General features: G+C 42.3%; 15 protein-coding genes. 8 read left to right on the forward strand and 7 right to left on the reverse strand.

The window, feature by feature from the left end:
- The first annotated feature begins 305 nt into the window (after positions 1–305).
- Both V7L05_RS34785 and V7L05_RS19350 read left to right on the forward strand, forming a co-directional pair.
- Positions 306–443: a hypothetical protein gene (locus V7L05_RS34785; protein WP_442936972.1), complete on the forward strand. Its 138-nt coding sequence runs from the start codon at positions 306–308 to the stop codon at positions 441–443.
- Positions 406–969, forward strand: coding sequence for a dihydrofolate reductase family protein (locus V7L05_RS19350; protein WP_335166340.1), 564 nt, complete (start codon positions 406–408; stop codon positions 967–969). Before V7L05_RS34785 ends, V7L05_RS19350 begins: the two co-directional genes overlap by 38 nt.
- A 111-nt stretch (positions 970–1,080) precedes the next feature.
- On the opposite strand, the gene V7L05_RS19355 is transcribed toward V7L05_RS19350, so the two are convergent.
- From V7L05_RS19355 to V7L05_RS19370, 4 genes are all read right to left on the reverse strand, one after another.
- Positions 1,081–1,977, reverse strand: coding sequence for an AraC family transcriptional regulator (locus tag V7L05_RS19355; RefSeq protein WP_335166342.1), 897 nt, complete (start codon positions 1,975–1,977; stop codon positions 1,081–1,083).
- A gap of 465 nt (positions 1,978–2,442) precedes the next feature.
- Positions 2,443–3,945 carry an HlyD family efflux transporter periplasmic adaptor subunit gene (locus V7L05_RS19360; RefSeq protein ID WP_335166343.1) on the reverse strand — a complete coding sequence of 501 codons (1,503 nt, stop codon included), beginning with the start codon at positions 3,943–3,945 and terminating at the stop codon, positions 2,443–2,445.
- Between the two features lie 90 nt (positions 3,946–4,035).
- Complete coding sequence (locus tag V7L05_RS19365) at positions 4,036–6,255, reverse strand: peptidase domain-containing ABC transporter (protein ID WP_335166345.1); 2,220 nt, start codon at positions 6,253–6,255, stop codon at positions 4,036–4,038.
- A gap of 604 nt (positions 6,256–6,859) precedes the next feature.
- Entirely contained in the window at positions 6,860–7,213 is a 354-nt protein-coding gene (locus V7L05_RS19370; protein WP_335166347.1) for a hypothetical protein, read from the reverse strand.
- Positions 7,214–7,769: 556 nt separating this feature from the next.
- Between V7L05_RS19370 and V7L05_RS19375 the strand changes: the two genes are divergently transcribed.
- Positions 7,770–9,503 carry an iron uptake porin gene (locus V7L05_RS19375; RefSeq protein WP_335166348.1) on the forward strand — a complete coding sequence of 578 codons (1,734 nt, stop codon included), beginning with the start codon at positions 7,770–7,772 and terminating at the stop codon, positions 9,501–9,503.
- A 274-nt stretch (positions 9,504–9,777) separates the two neighbouring features.
- Here the strand turns inward: V7L05_RS19375 and V7L05_RS19380 are convergent, their stop codons facing one another.
- The gene (locus tag V7L05_RS19380; protein WP_335166350.1) at positions 9,778–10,857 is read right to left on the reverse strand and encodes an FUSC family protein; all 1,080 of its coding nucleotides are present in this window, start codon (positions 10,855–10,857) and stop codon (positions 9,778–9,780) included.
- 114 nt (positions 10,858–10,971) lie between these two features.
- On the opposite strand from V7L05_RS19380, the gene pip reads away from it, so the two are divergent.
- The 3 genes from pip (at position 10,972) to V7L05_RS19395 (ending at position 13,783) form a co-directional block, all read left to right on the forward strand.
- Complete coding sequence (gene pip, locus V7L05_RS19385) at positions 10,972–11,919, forward strand: prolyl aminopeptidase (RefSeq protein WP_335166404.1); 948 nt, start codon at positions 10,972–10,974, stop codon at positions 11,917–11,919.
- Positions 11,920–12,248: 329 nt separating this feature from the next.
- Complete coding sequence (locus V7L05_RS19390; protein ID WP_335166352.1) at positions 12,249–12,890, forward strand: DUF4232 domain-containing protein; 642 nt, start codon at positions 12,249–12,251, stop codon at positions 12,888–12,890.
- A 101-nt stretch (positions 12,891–12,991) separates the two neighbouring features.
- Positions 12,992–13,783 (forward strand): GH25 family lysozyme, encoded by a 792-nt coding sequence (locus V7L05_RS19395; protein WP_335166353.1) that lies wholly within the window; start codon positions 12,992–12,994, stop codon positions 13,781–13,783.
- Positions 13,784–14,025: 242 nt separating this feature from the next.
- On the opposite strand, the gene V7L05_RS19400 is transcribed toward V7L05_RS19395, so the two are convergent.
- The gene (locus V7L05_RS19400; protein WP_335166354.1) at positions 14,026–14,475 is read right to left on the reverse strand and encodes an NUDIX hydrolase; all 450 of its coding nucleotides are present in this window, start codon (positions 14,473–14,475) and stop codon (positions 14,026–14,028) included.
- Positions 14,476–14,882: 407 nt separating this feature from the next.
- Entirely contained in the window at positions 14,883–15,854 is a 972-nt protein-coding gene (locus tag V7L05_RS19405; protein ID WP_335166356.1) for an RsmB/NOP family class I SAM-dependent RNA methyltransferase, read from the reverse strand.
- Between the two features lie 164 nt (positions 15,855–16,018).
- Here V7L05_RS19405 and V7L05_RS19410 point away from each other — a divergent pair, with 164 nt between their 5' ends.
- Together V7L05_RS19410 and V7L05_RS19415 are read left to right on the forward strand one after the other, a co-directional pair.
- The gene (locus V7L05_RS19410) at positions 16,019–17,440 is read left to right on the forward strand and encodes a DUF2157 domain-containing protein (RefSeq protein ID WP_335166357.1); all 1,422 of its coding nucleotides are present in this window, start codon (positions 16,019–16,021) and stop codon (positions 17,438–17,440) included.
- Positions 17,441–17,664: 224 nt separating this feature from the next.
- Positions 17,665–18,375: a GDYXXLXY domain-containing protein gene (locus V7L05_RS19415; protein WP_335166359.1), complete on the forward strand. Its 711-nt coding sequence runs from the start codon at positions 17,665–17,667 to the stop codon at positions 18,373–18,375.
- Positions 18,376–18,613: the final 238 nt, after the last annotated feature.

Below are 18,613 nucleotides of genomic sequence, written 5' to 3' on the forward strand. Positions count from 1 at the left end.
GGCTTACCTCATACCAATTTGAAAAAAGAATGCGACACATGATAAATGTTATAGAGAGGTAGCATCTAGGGTAGGGTGAGTAATAGTAGGGGTAACACATATCGATATCCAAGAAAGTGTCAAAGAACTCGAGGCGTTGGTACGTCAACAGAATAATCCACGACGTAAAAGTTCGGTTACAAGCGCTTTACATGATTAAAAATCAAGGTATGAGTGTGTGTGCGTAGCTTGCCGCCGTACCACTTCCCTACGGGACGCTGCGCGAACGTGGAAGCAAGCTACGCAAAGCGTCTCGTACAGAAGGCATCGCTAAAATACTTGGGAAGCATCGAAGCACGGTGCAGCGGTGGCTAGCAGATTTCAGAGCGTATGGCAGATGTCGCGGTTTCACAGCAAGGAGTTTGAATGAGGAAACTTATCGCAGACCTATTCGTGTCGCTTGACGGCTTTGCATCAGGTGCTGATGAGAAGGCGTACTTTGGATACGACGGCCCTGATCTCTCAAGCTGGATACAAAGGGAAATAAGCCAGCCACAGGTCATACTTATGGGACGCAACACATATGTGATTCTCGCTGGATATTCAGCCACAGCCACTGACTCGGCTAGTGTCCGAATGCGGGAGTTGCCCAAGTTAGTCTTTTCAAATTCTCTCGATGAGCCCCTCACTTGGAGTAACACCAAAGTGATTGCGGGCAACTTAGAGCAGCAGATTCGTCTACTCAAACAACAGACTGGAGATCCAATCCGTATCTTCGGTAGCCTTCAATTGGTAAAGGGCTTGATGCAACTTGGTCTCGTTGATCGGTTGCGACTACTGGTCTTCCCATTAATTCTTGGAGATGCTGGACGGGAGCCAATATATGCCGGGTTTCAGAGAACTGGGCTCCATCTCGCCAAGACGCAAACTCTTGATTCGAGACTCATCCTCCTTGAGTACGAACCCGAAAGTGATATCGCTAGAGACTGATATAGATTCAGTGTCGAAGGAATTTTGTCGCCCCGTCAGGTATACACGCCTTATAAAGGAGAGGGAAGCTAGAGACAGGATGAAGTTTTGCATTTTATTTAATCCACGTTCCTAAGCGCGGAACTGACTGGGTGAAACACCAAAATGGCGCTTGAAATGGCGGTTAAGGTGACTTTGATCGACAAAGCCTACCTGAATTGCAATGTTAGCGATTGAGAGATTTGTAGTCTTGAGTAGCCGTTTCGCCTCTTTTGTGCGGCATTTGAGTAAATACTGATGTGGTGTTAACCCGGTCGATTGTTTAAACAAACGGCTAAAGTAATAAGGACTTATCTGCACCATTTCAGCCATAATCATCAGGCTAGGATTCTGCGTCGAATGCTGGTGAATATATTCAGTCACTTGTCGTAATCGAGCCTGTGATAATCCATCAGAATAGCTTGCAATTTTGGGCTTTTGGGTCGAGTAGTGCTGTAGTAAATGAGCAGAAAGTGCGGTTGCCATTGACTCGGTGTAGAGGCGATCGCAGACATTCTTAAACTCAAGATTTACTTTTAGAGCAATCCCAATTTGATAAATTAACGGGTCATTTAACTTGAATTGGGGTATAATCTCAAGTCGATCCGGATCGACCACTTCCGCCGCGATCTGCTCCATAAACTTGGGTTCAAGGTGTAGAGCAATCCACTCGCTGGAATGCTGTAAACGGACTGATACAGGAGCAGTTGCAGGGGTTAAACAAATATCGCCGTTTCTGAAGCGATCGCATCGTAGATGACCATTCAGCAATTGCTCTTTGATCACGACGGCGTGATTGAGATGAATAGTGATCAGATGCTGCGAGAAACAATGCTCAGGAGTCTCAACGGCATTGTGGTATTCGTAATAGCTAACTCTGACTCCATTCCAGAATCCTTTTTGACTAGAAAGAACGGGCGCACTTGAACCAATTTTTGAAATGAATTCCTCGCTGGCAGCATCAAGTATTAATGGCTGTTCTGTAGTCATGATTCTTCTACTGGCTGTTGGAGTCTTACCAAATTAAACAAATACTTGGGTTATAAATAGCACTCCTTCTTACCCATTGATATCTATCTGGAGTTAGGATTGTGCAACCTTTGCTCGCAAAAAATTCTCCGCCTCCCTACTCAGAACTCTGCGGAATAGCTTGATATCATAATACTCCAGACAGTTTTAATACCATTTCTTTGTAAAGCTGCACCAAACCCTTTTAACTTCTTTCTTTCTTTCTTTCTTTCTTTCTTTCTTCGCGTCCTTTGCGGTTCGTTTTTCTTTCTTATACTTAAATATGGTTTAGCGCATCTTCATACAGAATTGGTATAAGTTGAGCCAATCGACAAGAAGGCTATCGATCCATTAGGGTGCTGATTAGAAGAAACAAGCACTCTTTACGATAGCTATATGGAGTATTTTATGGTTTTGAAACCGACTTTTTTCAGCAAAATGAAAACATTAGAAATCTGCAATTAGTCGTGCCTTTCTGAGGAAGAATTGCAGTACAGTTTCTTCGCGGGAAATGATATCAACCCTACCCTCCATTCCTAATTGAATGTGACACTGATTTTTCCCTTTACCTAAAATCAGATTTTCCGGTTCAATGGTCACTTCGTAATAACTACCAGCCGTTGATGCTTGCCGACTAACAGACGTGTCATTAGATGAATTGCTATTATTCTTTTGGGGAGTAATTGCATCTGGAGAAATCGCCTGCACTTTACCCTTGAGCGTACCATAATCGGGGTAAGGACAAGCGCTGACCCGCATTTGGACTTTTTGACCAATTTTTAACTTGTTCTTATCTTCAGATGCCACTACTGCTTTTACAACCTGAGCGACATCGCTAGGAACAATTTGCACCACTTCCTCGCCAGCACGCAGGGTTTGACCGGGGTTTCGGAGATTAAGTTGAGAAATAATCCCATCAGATGTAGCTGTGATGGTGGTTTGACTTAAGTCTATTTCTATCTGTTTAAGTTCGCTGGTATCCCGTTCTAGCTGTTTTTCAAGTTCAATTTTTTGTTTAACTAGAGCTTGGCGATCCTTTTCTAAAGTTGCTTTGTTGCTTTCTCCTGCGGCTTTTTCTTGGGCGATGCGCTCAGTAGCAATAGCAACTTCAGCATTACTGGGGTTGAGGGCAGTTTGGGCGCGTTGTCGTCTGGCGACAGTAGCAGATAGTGCTTGTTGTAAGCGTTCAATTGTTTGTTTTTGCCCCTCAACGGCGGCTCTTTGCCCTTCCACTGATTGTTGTTGCTGTTTCACAAGCAGTTGTGCCTCTTCAAATTGGTCTTTAGATAGGGCACCGACTGCGGCTACACTCTGATAACGGTTTTCTTTCGATGTGGCTGCACCCAAGGCAGCTTCGGAGGCACGGAGATTTGCTTGTGTTGTTTTTAGCTGTTCCTTACCGATCTGCAATTCTCTTTCAGAAATTCTGATATTGGCATCAGCTTCTTGCAACTCGGAAACAGTAGTAATTTTTTTATCTTGATATTGTCGATAGCGACCGCTCAATTCGGCTTCGGCACCTGTAATAATCCGGTGAATGCGGTCGGTTTCGGCGCGAATCTGGCTGTTGAAGGCTTGAATCTGGGCATAGGTTTGCACCAGTTGTAATTTACCTTGTTGGATATTAGTTTGCAGTTGACTTTTTTTAGTTTGCAGACGGGAATCGTCAATGGTTGCAATCGCATCTCCCTTTTTAACAACTTGATTTTGTTTGACATAAATCTGCATTACTTGACCTTCGGTTGTGGCTTGCACAACCCGCAATTCACCGATGGGACGAACAACCGCCTGTCCTTTAACTGTGACTTTATATTTAGCGATCGCAGCAACGGGAATTGCTAAACTGAGAATGCCAAGGATAATCATGCCACCAAAGGTAGTCCAACGACTAAGTGGTGGTAAAAATTCGTTTGTTTGAATTGGGGATACAAAATCTGTGTTATTTACCATACTTTAGTCCAGTATTAAAGAAAAATATAATTTAATTAATTACGAATTACGTTCGCGTAGCGTGCCGGAGGCTCTATTACGAATTACGAATTAATTAATGGTAGCAGGCTTGCCGTTAAGGTAAGAACCAGAAGTTGCGATCGCTAAATCATTTTTCGATGTCACAATATCATCTAGGAAATTTAAATGCTCGCCTTTGATTTGACGCAACTCTTCTGGTGTACCTTGAATTTGTAAGCGTCCTTGTTCTAGCATGACAATCCAATCGGCTCGCTGGATGACTTTTGGCCGGTGACTAATCATAATAGTAGTTTTACCCTGGCGATGGGAAAGCAATTGATCTAATACTTGGGCTTCGCTTACCGAGTCGAGGGCACTTGTAGATTCGTCTAAAATCAGAATCGGGGGTTGAGTAACTATTGCCCTAGCGATGGCTAATCTTTGCCGTTGTCCTCCAGAAAGATTAGCACCAAATTCTCCTAAAATAGTTTGATATTTATCGGGTAGTTTGCTGATAAACTCATCTGCACCAGCAATCTGACAAGCCTCGACAATACTTTCAAAACTCATGTCAGGATAGCTGAAGCGGAAATTATCGATAATTGAACGACTCCAAAAATGTGGTTCTTGGGGAATTAACACCACCTGTTGTCGCAGACATTCTAAAGACAAATCTTGCTGGTTGTAAAGACCATAGCGAATATTACCAGACTGGCTTTTGTATAAACCAGTAATTAATTTAGCTAGGCTACTCTTCCCACACCCAGATTTACCAATTAAAGCAATTACTTGACTACCGCGAATAGTCAGGGAAAAATCTGACAACAGATCAACTCTACCTGCGTGGTGGAAGTTGAGTTGAGTACAAGTAATCTCTGCGTCTCCAGGAATTTTTGCCCAAGGCTTTTTAAAATCATTTTCATCTTCTGGAGTAGCATCAATGACTTCTGTTAAGCGTTGAATGACTATTTGAGCGGTAATAAATTCATCAACTAAACCAATGGCAGAACTCAGAAAGCCGAGAAAGTTACCACTCATGCCGTTATACGCAATTAATTGCCCAATACTTAGAGTCTGATTAATTACTAAGCTGCTACCTATCCAGAGGATGCCAATATTAATGAAAGTGGAAAGAACGCTGACGAGGGTGCTGCTGTAAAGTCCTAATTTCATCAAACTCCAACCCACGTTAGCCAGCCGACCATAATTCCCTTGGTACTCTTCCCAAGCTTGGGGTGTCGCTTGGGTAGTTTTTAACACTTGGACACCACGAAAGGTTTCCACAAGAAAGCCTTGGTTTTCTGTACCCAAAACAATCATATTGCGGGTTTGGTGGCGGATAGCTGGCAAAAACAGCAGACTAATAACCGTAATCACGAGAAAAGCGGCAATGGAAGCTAAAGTCAGTTCCCAACTGTAGAACAGCATCAAAGCTAAGGAAACTACAGCAATAAAAAATTGGCTGGGTAAACCGAGGACAATTTGAGAAACAAGATTATTGATGGCATGAACATCAGAAATCCGGCTGACAACTTCCCCACTGCGTCGGGCTTCAAAGTAGGAGAGAGGCAAATGTAGGAGTTTGCGTCCATATTCCAGAATTAGCCCTAATTGTAATCTTTGACCAAAGTGACCAATTAGATGAGATTGCACTAAGCCAATCACACTTCTAATCAGGTTCATAGTTATTACCCCAATTGCGACAGTCGTTAGCAGTTGGGTATCTCCTCGCACTAACACATCATCCGTCAGCAGTTGCATCATAAACGGAGTAGCCAAAGAAAGGATTCCAATGGCGATGTTGATGGCGATCGCTTGGGCAATAATAAAACGATAGGGATAAACTCGTTGGATATAACGCCCAAGACCACCGATTTGATCAGACTCTTGGTGATAAAAGCGACTGTCATCAGGAGCGAGAAGCAACATCACACCATTAGCCCAACCCGCCATTAATTCTTCACGGGTGAGATGGCGGATGCCAAGACCAGGGTCGGCAATTACGTATTTTTTGCCTTTTTGACCGTATAAAACTACCCAGTGGTTGCCTTTCCAGTGAATGACGGCTGGTAGGGATATTTGGTGCAATTGGTCAATGAGTTGGGGAGTAGCTTTGACTTGGCGGGCATTAAATCCCAGTGTTTCCGCTCCCCGCTTCAAGCCCAATAAGGACGTGCCTCGCGAACCAGTACTTACCGCTTCCCGGACGCGGTTGAGGGTAAAGGTGCGTCCGTAATGTTTGGCGATTGTGGCAATGCAAGCAGCACCACAGTCTTCTTCACTGTGTTGAAGAACAATCTGGTATTTCATTTTCTCTTGGTACATTGTTGAGATACAGCAAAATCCAGAAGTAAAACAGCCTTAAGACTTAGGTTGTGTACTTGATCAATTTGAATTAATCTGTATTATGTAGTATTTCATTAAATTAATTGATATATTATTAACAAAAAATAAATTTAACAGTCAAATCATGGAGAGCTAAGTACACGTCACCGTAAAAGGGGTTCGCAAATATTCAGACTTGATGTTGGGTAACACTAAAGTTCTACCCAACCTACGAATAATTAAATTCCATACCCTTTTTGTGGTGTTCTGTACTAAGTAGCGTTCTTTTATTACTCTCATGAGAAAATATTCAAAACCTTGTTTCTCCGTGCTTAGTTTCAAACAAGGTTTGTAGTATGGGCTGAACCTCATACTACGAAACAATTTAATTAATTTTGGATTGCGTAACATAGTTTCAATTATTGGGGGGAAAATAAAGTCGGGTCAAATGACCCGATTTAATTAAGCGTTTGGCTTGTCAGATCAGACTTTTGACAGCTTGGCTGATGCGCTAAAAAGTGATTGCGCTTGCCTTATAACCCATTTGCAGTATGTTTGAGAGATTCAAAACAGTAAATCTGCTTCAAATTTACGCAACCCTATAGAGGTCTATATCGTATGGATTGCCAGGAGTCTTTGTGTTGTATTGAAATTCATATCTTCCCCCATCGGCCAAATTGTATGATTTGTTCTGCACATAGTTGTCTCTACCGTCAGCGTCAAATGTAATGATTCCTCCTTTATAGGCAGTCCATACAGCAGAACCTCCAGATTTTGCAAACTGTGCTGGAGTTTTTGTACCATCGACAAGGTAGGAGACATTGTATCCCGTTGCGTTTCTAACGGTAAACACCTCGTATCCGCCACTAATTGTTTCACCAGCTTGTTCGTCAAGTTCTTCGACCAAACCAAAGCCTTGTAAGATGTCTTGATTGTTTGACATGATTTTTCTTTCTCTTTGAGCTAAATTGAGTTAAGGCAGAGGTATTTAGATAAATCTTGCCTTATCTCATTGGTACGCGGCCAGTAATATTACTGTTGGCGATGAGTTATACATTAAATTAGAAGTTAAGATTACACATTGACCTTTTCTGCTTGTTTGCGTGCAGTTTTCATACCTGGAGAATGCACGAATGTGCAGGCGTAGCCCAACCTAGGCATCGCCTAATTGCAGAAAACCCCATAATTAAAAAATATTCGCTGTAGCTGAGTAAAAAAAGCAATACTTCGACAAGCTCAGTAACCATAATCGAACTCAGCATCAAATCAGTTCTGAGTAGTGAGTGCTGAGTAGGAAGATTTACTCAGAACTCAGTACGGGTTAAACCCTAGCTATCCGCTAACAGCACTCCTGAAGATTCTTCATCTGTAAAAATTTTGTGAGACATATCTTAGTTCACTGCAATCTGGTAAGATTTCCAACAAGTAGAATAACTGCTTGTTCTCTTTTTCTTGAAGCCACTGATTTCGGGTCTTTTTTGGGAAAGGAAAATAAAAAAATGTCTCATCTGTTGTGGAAAACTCTGGTACTAAGTCCAGTAGTTTTGGGAGTGACAATGTTGGTTTCTGTTAGGGCTATAGCTGCTAAAGTACCAGGCTCTTCTGAAGATATAAAGGCAAAAGTTGCTCAAACAGAAGCACCAATAGCTTCTGCTGCTTCAATATTCATTCAAACAGAGCAACCAAAAGTTAATCAGCAGTTGGTTGCCCAAAAGACTGATGATAATAACGTTTTAGAAGAGGTTAACCGCTACAGCAGCGAAGGCGAGAACCAGAATTCACTGTCTCAAGTCACATCAGTTTCTCAGTTTTCTGATGTACAGCCGACTGACTGGGCATTCCAAGCTTTGCAATCCCTGGTTGAGCGCTACGGTTGTATTGCTGGATACCCCAATGGCACTTATCGTGGCAATCGAGCCTTGACTCGTTATGAATTTGCCGCAGGTTTGAATGCTTGTTTAGATCGAGTTAATGAACTGATTGCGACAGCAACTTCCGGCTTGGTGTCAAAACAGGATTTGGCGACCCTCCAGCGTTTGCAAGAGGAATTCTCGGCAGAACTAGCAACTCTGCGTGGTCGAGTAGATGCTGTAGAAGCACGGAGTGCTGAACTTGAAGCAAATCAGTTTTCTACTACAACCAAGTTGGTTGGTGAAGCAATTTTCGCTGTCACCGATAACTTTGGCAACAACGACAACAACAACACTGTTTTCCAAGACAGGGTGCGTTTAGACTTGCAAACCAGCTTCACAGGTAAAGATACTTTGCATACTAGGCTTGCAGCTGGTAATGCAGTTGGATTGGCTTTACCAGGTGGCACATTTGAAGGGACTCAAACCTTTAGCCTGTCCCCTTCTACGAACAACAGTGTTTATATAGACTGGTTGTCCTATTACTTCCCCATTGGCAACTCCCAAGTTTACATAGCTGCGAGTGGAGGTATTCAGAGCGATTACGTTCCTACCGTCAACCCATACTTTGAGGATTATGATGGCGGTAACGGTGCTTTGTCTACCTTTGCTTCTGAAAGTCCGATCTATCGGATTGGCGGCGGTGCTGGTATCGGCGTTAACTTAGCCTTTGGTAAAGGCTCTGGTAGCTTCCAACCTTCATTAACCTTGGGTTACTTGGCATCTCAAGCGAATAACCCTGGTCTAAATACGGGTTTATTGGAAGGTAACTATGCTGCTTTAGGACAGTTGAATTTAAAAGTAGGCGATCGCATCACCTTAGCTGCAACCTACGTCCACGGTTATCATAATGGTGGTACTGTATTATTCGATGCCGGCTCCGCGAGTACAACAACTGGTGTAGTCGGTACTGCCCAAGCTAACTTTGTCGGTGGTGGCAATCCATATTCAACTAATTCCTACGGCTTTGAGGCTGCTTTCAAACCTAGTGACAAACTGTCGATTAGTGGCTTTGCGGTTTACAGCGACATCAGAGGCTTTGGTGCTAATGATGATAGTGAAGTTTGGAGTTATGGACTTGGGGTCGCGCTGCCAGACTTAGGTAAGAAGGGCAACGTTTTAGGACTTTTCGCCGGTATTGAACCTTATGTTGGAGGTAACACTGGTGATAAACCATACCACTTTGAAGGTTTCTATAAGTATCGCGTCACCGACAACATTTCTATTACTCCTGGGGTAATTTGGTTAACCAATCCTGGTCAACTTGCTGGCAACAACGATGATGCAATCATTGGGACGCTGAGAACAACTTTCACCTTCTAAAGCTTTACCGAAGAAGAATTCAGAATTCAGAATTCAGGAGCCAGAATGGATTCTGGCTCCTGAATAGAGAATCGAGGTTTAGAGCAAGCGATTTTAATCGTGGAAAAGAAAAAATTCTTTGGCTACAAACTCTTTATTACTAGCTTGACAAAGTACTAACTGTATGTGATTACGGTAATTTAGTCATTTATTTGAACCACATCTGTCGTAGGGGCACAGCATTGCTGTGCCCCTACTGCATGGTCTATTTACCTGAAAATAGCTGTAAATATGTCTAGGAGTTGGTAATTAGCGTACCTGCCATTTTTTGCAGTTTTCTGCCCACCTCTTCCATCGTGTAGAAGAACGTGAAAAACCGGAGTATCTCATCCATTGGATAATCTTGCTGTTTAATTTCTTCCAACCGATTTAATTCCTCAGTAGCATTGGTGATTGCAACTTCTATTCCTGACAAAGATAAACTAGGTTGGTGCGATTTGACAGCTGTTGCGAGGGTGAGCATTGCACTTTTAGTTTCCTCTGCCAGTTGGGTAATTTGAGGTGAAAGAATTTGCCAGAAAGTATCCTGCTGTCTAGCAAGTACGGTATGTTCCATTGTCAAAATGTGTTCCCAAATCCTGCGGATGAGAAACTCCCAGGCTTCATTCACCCGTTTTTCTGGCGGTTCGTTTGTCTGTCCCTGTCTGACTTCCTGCCATAGTGATCGCCCCTTGCTCAGTGAACTAATGATACTAGTTTTCAACTTATCCACACGGGGGCGATCGTAGTTTCCTGTAAAGGCAGAGTCCACAACTAACTCATAAAACTGCTCCAAATCAGTTAGCGTTTGCGACAAATTACGCCTGAGTTCTACTCCAGCCGAAGCAGGAAAAATAAAGTTGTTTACCAAGAGTGCGACACCAATACCTAAGAGGGTTTCGAGAAACCTACCCCAGGCGTACAGCCAAGGAGATTGGCTGTGACTCAAAATGACGATCGCTGACACATACCCCGCCAATTTTGCCGCCTCATTGAATTTCCAATAAGAAGTCAGAAAGATGGTCAAAAATACACTTATTCCCAGTGACCAGAAATTAGTACCCAATCCAACCGCAAAGATGGCTCCACCGATGGCACCAATCACGGTGCCAATTATTCGTTGAATTCCTAGTAACAAAGTGCTGCCATGAGTAGATGACATCACAATGATGGCGGCGATCGCTGCATAAAAAGGATACTGCCATCGCAACGCCTGAGCAATTTCAAAAGAAATTGCCGATGCGATCGCCATTTTGAATGCCATCTTAGCTAGGACAATTGTTGAGATTCCATGCAAAGTAGCAGCCCAATTTTTCAATGCTGTGATGATTCTCATCTGAGGCGATCGCCCTTTAGGTGGAAGTTCATTGGAGGGTTGTATCATGGATATCGGGTTTATTTGATTTATGCAAGCGATCGCAATCACAACATTACTGATAAAATATCGAAAATGCGAGAACTTTACCCAGCGATCGAGCCTTATCTAGAAGGTAGTTTACAGGTTTCCGACCTTCATACCATTCATTTTGAAGAGTCAGGGAACCCGCAAGGTCAACCCATCGTTTTGCTGCATGGGGGACCCGGTGGTGGATGTCCAGCTTTTTATCGGCAATATTTCCATCCAGAAAAATGGCGGTTAGTGATGTTTGACCAGCGCGGTTGTGGTCAAAGTACGCCCCATGCTGAATTACGAGAAAACACCACTTGGGATTTAGTCAGTGATATCGAAAAACTGCGCCAACATTTAGGTATAGAAAAGTGGGCGGTCTTCGGTGGTAGTTGGGGTAGCACTTTATCATTAGCCTACAGTCAAACCCATCCGTCTCGATGCACGGGGCTAATTCTGCGTGGGATCTTCATGCTGAGGCAAAAAGAGTTGCGCTGGTTTTACCAAGAGGGTGCTAGCTATATTTTTCCTGATGCTTGGGAAGAATATCTTAAACCAATTCCCGTAGATGAACGTGATGATCTGATCGCAGCATATTACAAGCAGTTGACCAGTCCAGATTTAGAAATTCAATTAACAGCAGCGCGTGCTTGGTCAATTTGGGAAGGTAGTACCAGTAGACTTTTCTTAGACCCAGAACTCATGCAAAAGTTTGGCGAGAGTGAATTTGCTTCAGCTTTCGCACGTATTGAATGCCATTATTTTATGAATAAGGGATTTTTGGAAACAGAAGATCAATTACTCTTAAATGTACACCGTATCCGCCATATTCCGGCTGTAATTGTTCAGGGACGCTATGATGTAGTCTGCCCAATGATATCAGCTTGGGAATTACATCGCGCTTGGCCGGAAGCCGAATTCATAGTGGTTCCTGATGCTGGGCATTCAATGAGTGAACCAGGAATTTGCAGTGCCTTGATTGAAGCAACAGATAATATTAAATTCGGTTGAATATTTAAATTTCTATAGCCTTTCCCAATCATATAAGGTACATCATAGCCCCCTCTCGAAGAGCGGGGAGGCAGGGTGGTTTCATACAAGCAGAGAAAAACTAAAACTGGGTTTCAAAGCCTCTCTCCGCTTCGGGGAGAGGTTTGGAGAGGGGTAAAAAGCCATGCCGCAAAACGAGAAATCAAGACTTAATGTATTTTTCTTTTTTCGTATGAAACCACCCTGCTCTCGAAGAGCGGGGAGGGGGTTGGGGGTGGGGTTCTTGTATTTGGAAACTTACACTGTATATAAAGCATCAGTGTAAGTAGTTCACCAGAGAGAAAAAAGATATGCGAATTCTAATTGTGGAAAGTAGTATGTTGTTGCTCCTGACTGCCGTAACAACTGGCTGTGTCGGTTCTTCCTCTGTTACAAAACAGCCGCAAGCCTTGCCAGCAAGCACTGAACAGGCGACGAAGGAAACTGTGTTGACCTCAACACCTACACCGACTCAAAAAACTACAGAGAATTCTACCCCTGAAGCCACTATTGCCACGAATCCGACGCGCTGTGAAACTAGCCAATTGTCAGTGCGCCAAGTCTCCAAAGATGCTGGTGTTGGGAATGTTGCACTCACCTACGCCTTCACCAATAACGCCTCATCCCCTTGCACCCTCAACGGTTATCCGGGATTGGCAATACTGGATGCAAAAGATCAGCCTTTGGAGAGGGTTAAAGTTATTCGTTCCAAGGACACTTACTTTTCGAGTAAGCAACCTCGACAACAAGTAACTCTAGCTCCTGGAACACAAGCCTCATTTCAGATAGCATACAACCACATTAGTTCCCCAGAGCAACACTGCCCAATGTCTAGTAAAATTCAAATCACGCCTCCGAATGCTTACCAGCACTTTACCCTTACAGAAGAAATCAAGCCTTGTACGGGCAAAGTTAGAGTGACTCCAGTGCGAGCCGTTACCACTCAACCCTAGTAAATTTCTGTAATTTACTCAAACATCCAGAAATAGCATAAATTTGATTAGAGCCTCTGATAAGTTCAGTATTGTACTGTATAAAAAGGTTAAAAAATTCTATGGAAGGAATTGATGTTGCCGATCAAGATGGCAGAGTAGATTGGACAGCAGTAAAAAACTCTGGTAAAACTTTTGCGTTTGTCAAAGCCACAGAAGGAGTTAGCATTAAAGATTCTGCATTTGCTCATCACTGGCAGACGATGAAAACTGTTGGTATTATTCGGGGTGCTTATCATTTCTTTCACCCACATACATCTGACCCGGTTCAGCAAGCAAAGGAATTCTTAAAAACGCTGGGCAAATTAGAACCGGGAGACTTACCACCAGTTCTGGATGTAGAGGTAAATGACAAAGTAAATAGCCAAGCTGTAATTAATGCAGCTAAACTTTGGTTAGCAGAGGTAGAAAAAGCCCTTTTACAACAAACACAAAAACCAATCAAACCAATTATTTATACCTTCCCTAGTTTTTGGACAGAACTTGGCAATCCATCTGATTTTGCTAGTTATCCGTTATGGATTGCCCACTACGGAACCAAAAACCCAAGCATTCCTAGCGCTTGGCAGGGGCAATACTTAATCCACCAATATGAAGGTGATATATCTGGTGTACCAGGTGTTAGTGGTCGAGCCGATTTGAATAGATTTAATGGATTGCAGCAAGGAGATTCTGGGCTAAGAGTCAAACAATTACAACAGCAATTAAAAGTTATTGGATTATATACTAATGCCATTGATGGGCATTTCTCTGAGTCAGTTAAGGATGCAATTATTAGTTTCCAAACATCTAAAAAATTGCAAGCTGATGGAATTGTGGGTATAAAAACTTGGGTAGCTTTACTATGGATTTAGAATGGATTGTACACTCAAGAAAAAAATACTCAATTACTTAACTTATTGTGGGGTGGGCGACACGAGAGCATGTAGCCAAAGGCGGGCAAGACTTCGGCGTGAGCGCTCAGTCGAACGCTGCCCACTCCACAAGTAGTAGTAATTTATTTGTTGGAAATGTCTTAGCGATCGCAGTTATTTTAAGTATAGCCACTTCTAAAAAAGCCCTCACTTTGCTCCGAGGGCTTTGTAATAATCTGTATTTATATATCTGAGTAACATTGAAATGCACAAAACTGAGATTTTACCTGAAAAAAACCTTTAAGGATTCGTTTGAGTGAATTAAACTTAACCCACCTGATAGCTTTAGATACTTCTACCCACTGCCGTTTTCTTTTATTTGCTTCTGGATAATCTTCACTCAGCATCTCCACTGGTAACAAATACATCTTGACGCAGTAACTTTTGCCTCGTTTGCGGTACTTGTAAGTGCCCAGTTCATTCGCGTCTACCTGCCCAATCACCCCTGCTTCTTCCCACGCTTCTTTGGCTGCTGAATCAGGCGGACTCATGCCATTAGGAATATCTCCTTTCGGAATTACCCAATCTTGAAAGTTACGGGTCGTGATTAGCAAGATTTCAATTTTGCCATCGTTCACTCTATAAGGAATCACCCCAGACTGTTTAAACACTTTGCTGACTTTTCGACTCATGTAATTTGCATCCTCTACGGTCTAGCTTTTTTGTACAATATTTACTTCAGAAAGTCGAGGGCTGATAGGGGATAAATTTTGATTAATCTCAGGTTATCAAAAGGTTAAAAATGGTTTTTTACCATAATAGTTAATTATTCAAAGTTTTTGATTGTTGAAGCAGGGTATAAGAATCGCTAGGTTTGTAATCTTACAAATATAAAATTAACTGCTGTAAAATGTGTATTCCTGATGGTTGATTTACTAATGCAGCACTCTTCAAAACATCACATATTTTGGCCTAATGCCAGAATATATAGCCATCCTATTTTATTAAAATCACAAGACTCAGATCCCCGACTTCTCTAAGAAGTCGGGGATCTCGTTCTTCACGAATGATTTAGGATTGCTATATGTCAGCAATGTAACTAACTTGACCTTTTAATATTTTGGTAGATATACAGCGAAGATATTGTATTTAAATCTACTTCTTTACGCTCATCTTCATCCTGATTAGTATTTTTAAACAGGACTGTAAATGCACCAGCACCTAACCTATCTTGAGGAAACATCCGATAACAAGGCATTGTAGTTAAATGCGACTGATATTTAGATAAATTAGTAATTTCTATTGCCTTAAAGTTGCGAAAACGTTCCAAAAACCATTCACAAACTTGCTCATTTTCTTCAGGTGAATAGGTGCAAGTCATATAAGCCAGATAGCCTTGTTGTGAAACAATTTTAGCAGAGTTAGCTATAATACGCTTTTGGCGATTTGCACTCTTATTAATAGCAGTTGGGTGAAAACATCCGGGTGCTTTTTCACCTTTAGCAAGTAAAGATTGTCCAGTACAAGGAGCATCTACTATTACTAGATTGCTAGAACCGGTAAACATTTGGGCAAATATACTCGAATCTCGATTAACCACTGCACTAGGGCTAATCTGGCAACGCTTCAAATTAGAAATTAGCATTCCCAGACGTTTACCAATTACTTCATTACTAATAAGTAAGTCAGGTTGTAAAGCTTTCCAAGCGAAGATGCTTTTACCTCCTGGTGCGGCACACATATCAAAAACTAAATGCACTGACTGAGGAATAGCTAACAAAGTAGTAGCTGCAAACACCGAAGAAAAATCTAAACAATAGAAATATCCTTTTTCATGCAAAGGATGCTGACCGGGTTTTTCTCCCAGAGATAAGCGGTCTATAAATTGTGGTTGCCAAAAGGTTGGTGTTTCCACTGCTAAAGGCGAAACTTCTGGCTTTTCTTGACACCAAAGAATGCTGGGTGAAAAAGGCTGAGGATTCATTAAAGCCTCGATAAATTTTTCTTGCTCATCTACATCAGTGAACAAACGCCGCGAAACTTTAAGTAATAAATTAGAAGGTTTTTCCATGTTAATTACGAATTAGGAATTACGAATTAGTAAGTTGTATTAGAATCAAAATAAAATTGTTACACAAGAACAATGTAATTAAGGCTTTTGGCTTCATACTCAAAATATAATGACCGCCATTGGGATCGCAATGGCCAAGCTACCCCACTGCACCGGAGAAGGTCATGAACTTAGATAATTTTCCGCAAAAATTACGCAAAGAAGCACAATTATGGAGGGATGAAGGATTAATTAGTTCTTCGCTGTATGAGCAAATAGCAGAACGTTATCAATTTAGAAACCTGGAAACTGCTGCACGCGATCGCAATAAAGCGATCGCCATTACTGTGGGCAGCATAGTTTTATGCTTAGGCATAATTACCTTTGTAGCAGGAAACTGGCAGGGAGGGTCACGAGAAATCAAATTTATTCTGATGATCAGTTTGTTTTTTGCGATCGCAATCACTGGATTTTACACCTGGAGGCCACCTGAAGGAAAGAAGCCGGAACGAAGCAAACGCTTATTGGGAGAAGGGTTACTAATTTTAAGCGCCTTCATTTTCGGTGCAAATTTACTGCTGATGGCCCAGATGTTCAATATTGCCGGTTCAACTTCCCAACTGTTTCTCGCCTGGGGGTTGGGTGTTGTGGTGATGGCCTTCAGTTTATGCTTAAATTCTTTAGGAATTCTGTCAATTGTCCTCGTGGAAATCGGTTACTGGACTGGACTAGAAGACTTATGGTACTCTTCAGGAGAGTTAACTTGGTCGCGGCTAATAGTGCAGCATCTGCCTTTGTTGGCATGGCTGGTGTTTGTACCCTTAGCCTACTTCTGTCGATCGCGTTGGATTTTTGGTCTAGCAGCCTTTGTTTTTGCGAGTTCCTTACAAGCCAACCTCAATCCTCTACCACTGCTGAATTATGCTGATATAGCCCCTTGGGTGGCATCTTTTGCTTTTGCACTCCCACCTGCATTATTCTGGAGTTATGATGATTTGCTGTTTCCAAGCATAAATTACAGGTTATTTCAATATTTAGCCCGTAATTTAGCGTTGGTAAGCTTCGGCATTGTCTTTTATATCTTGTCTTTTCGTTGGGTCTGGGAATTTCCAAATTATGGTTATAATCAGCCAACCAATGTGACAAACTTGTTTGAGTCTCTGCCGATCATCGATTTGGGGATTCTCAGTGGCTTGGCGGTATTGCAATGGTTGTTTCTACTGCGCCAAAGAAATAACCCTCCGCGTCGCGAAGTGATTTTCACGACTGCTATCATTAGTACTTTTCTTGTCTTTATTACCCTAGTACCTTTTTGGCATCAAACTATCAGCCGGATTGATGAACTTGGTGTTTTTATTTTCAATGTACTTCTAGCAACATTAGCCTGGGGACTAATTCAAGAAGGATTGAAATTAAGCAACAGAAGTTCCTTTTGGGGCGGTATGCTGTTAATAACACTGCAAATTATCAGTCGGGTGCAAGAGTACGATACCGACTTACTTTTTAAGTCGTTGATCTTTGTTTTGTGCGGTTCTGCTTTAATTAGCGCTGGACTTTGGTTTGAACGCCGCCTATCTGGTGGCTCTAGCTCTACAAGTAAAAAGTAGGGCAAAAGATGAAAGAAGCCGTGCCAATTTTAGATTTTGCGGAAAGTCTGAGCGGAGGTTTCCTCCGAACAGAACTTTCCAAGACGAATTTTGGATTTTGGATTGAATAAAAAATCTAAAATTCTGAAATCTCTGTGCATCAAAGTTTTTAAAGTTTCTCTGCGTCAGTCCTAATCTCGTTACTTTTGACCTCCTCAACACCTCTGCTTTTTAGGACTACGCTCATGACTAATACTTCTTCTGAATCTAAAAATAAAGCTTTATCTCCCGAAGCCGAATTCTCCAATAAGGTGACTTTTCGGGATTACTTGATTGCCACTGAACAAAAATCGAATAAGCCCTTACCTTTTTGGCGGTTACTAGCTCCTCTGGCGCTGCAAACAGGGCTAATTATGGCAGTACCAGCCCAAGCGCTTTATACAGATGTGGCGGGCAAGACGGTGATTTTGCAAACCGTACCTGTAAACCCTAACAATGTGCTGCAAGGTAACACCTTAGCGTTAGATTACAACATATCCCGTACTGCAAATTTGAGCAGACTGTCTGGTTGGCAGACGTTAGTCAGCAAAGGTCGTGGAAGTGGCAGAAGATTGCCTGAAGGAACCAACATCTACGTGACTTTGCAAGAGCAATTATCCTCTGGTCGCGGTGTTCCTAGAGCTTGGAGACCCTTACGAGTAAGTAGCGATCGCCCCACAACTCTAAGAGCCAACCAAGTAGCCTTAAAAGGTGTTTATCAGGATGGTTCTGTTAACTACGGCTTGGAAACATATTACATAAAAGAAAACCAACGGCAGCAGATTACCAACGACTTGCAAGCCCAACGCGCCCGCAGAGGACAAATACCACCCATTGTGGTAAAGGCGAAAGTAGATCCACAGGGTAAAGCAGTGCCAGTTAGTATGTGGGTGCGCGATCGCAACTATCGCTTTTAATCGTTGAACCCCAACAACCCCGCGCCGCTTCCTACTGTGTACACACAAGACATACCAGTGAAAAAGAGACGTAGCAATACTACGTCTCTACAAGGGTTCTAGATAAAGCATATTTAATTTCTGGAGATATCTCATATATCGCCTAAATTTCTAATGAAATATAAGATTTCCTAATTACATGAAGTAGATCATAGCCCCCTCCTCGCTTGCAGGGGGTTGGGGGTTGGGTTCTTGTACT

The sequence above is a fragment of the Nostoc sp. genome (genome assembly GCF_036917755.1).
Taxonomy (GTDB): Bacteria; Cyanobacteriota; Cyanobacteriia; order Cyanobacteriales; family Nostocaceae; genus Nostoc.

What these genes read in the sequence shown, in the direction of transcription:
- V7L05_RS19350 (WP_335166340.1), top strand. Translation starts at nt 406, where the DNA reads ATGAGGAAACTTATCGCAGACCTATTCGTGTCGCTTGACGGCTTTGCA.
- V7L05_RS19355 (WP_335166342.1), bottom strand. Translation starts at nt 1,977, where the DNA reads ATGACTACAGAACAGCCATTAATACTTGATGCTGCCAGCGAGGAATTC.
- V7L05_RS19360 (WP_335166343.1), bottom strand. Translation starts at nt 3,945, where the DNA reads ATGGTAAATAACACAGATTTTGTATCCCCAATTCAAACAAACGAATTT.
- V7L05_RS19365 (WP_335166345.1), bottom strand. Translation starts at nt 6,255, where the DNA reads ATGAAATACCAGATTGTTCTTCAACACAGTGAAGAAGACTGTGGTGCT.
- V7L05_RS19370 (WP_335166347.1), bottom strand. Translation starts at nt 7,213, where the DNA reads ATGTCAAACAATCAAGACATCTTACAAGGCTTTGGTTTGGTCGAAGAA.
- V7L05_RS19375 (WP_335166348.1), top strand. Translation starts at nt 7,770, where the DNA reads ATGTCTCATCTGTTGTGGAAAACTCTGGTACTAAGTCCAGTAGTTTTG.
- V7L05_RS19380 (WP_335166350.1), bottom strand. Translation starts at nt 10,857, where the DNA reads ATGAGAATCATCACAGCATTGAAAAATTGGGCTGCTACTTTGCATGGA.
- pip (WP_335166404.1), top strand. Translation starts at nt 10,972, where the DNA reads ATGCGAGAACTTTACCCAGCGATCGAGCCTTATCTAGAAGGTAGTTTA.
- V7L05_RS19390 (WP_335166352.1), top strand. Translation starts at nt 12,249, where the DNA reads ATGCGAATTCTAATTGTGGAAAGTAGTATGTTGTTGCTCCTGACTGCC.
- V7L05_RS19395 (WP_335166353.1), top strand. Translation starts at nt 12,992, where the DNA reads ATGGAAGGAATTGATGTTGCCGATCAAGATGGCAGAGTAGATTGGACA.
- V7L05_RS19400 (WP_335166354.1), bottom strand. Translation starts at nt 14,475, where the DNA reads ATGAGTCGAAAAGTCAGCAAAGTGTTTAAACAGTCTGGGGTGATTCCT.
- V7L05_RS19405 (WP_335166356.1), bottom strand. Translation starts at nt 15,854, where the DNA reads ATGGAAAAACCTTCTAATTTATTACTTAAAGTTTCGCGGCGTTTGTTC.
- V7L05_RS19410 (WP_335166357.1), top strand. Translation starts at nt 16,019, where the DNA reads ATGAACTTAGATAATTTTCCGCAAAAATTACGCAAAGAAGCACAATTA.
- V7L05_RS19415 (WP_335166359.1), top strand. Translation starts at nt 17,665, where the DNA reads ATGACTAATACTTCTTCTGAATCTAAAAATAAAGCTTTATCTCCCGAA.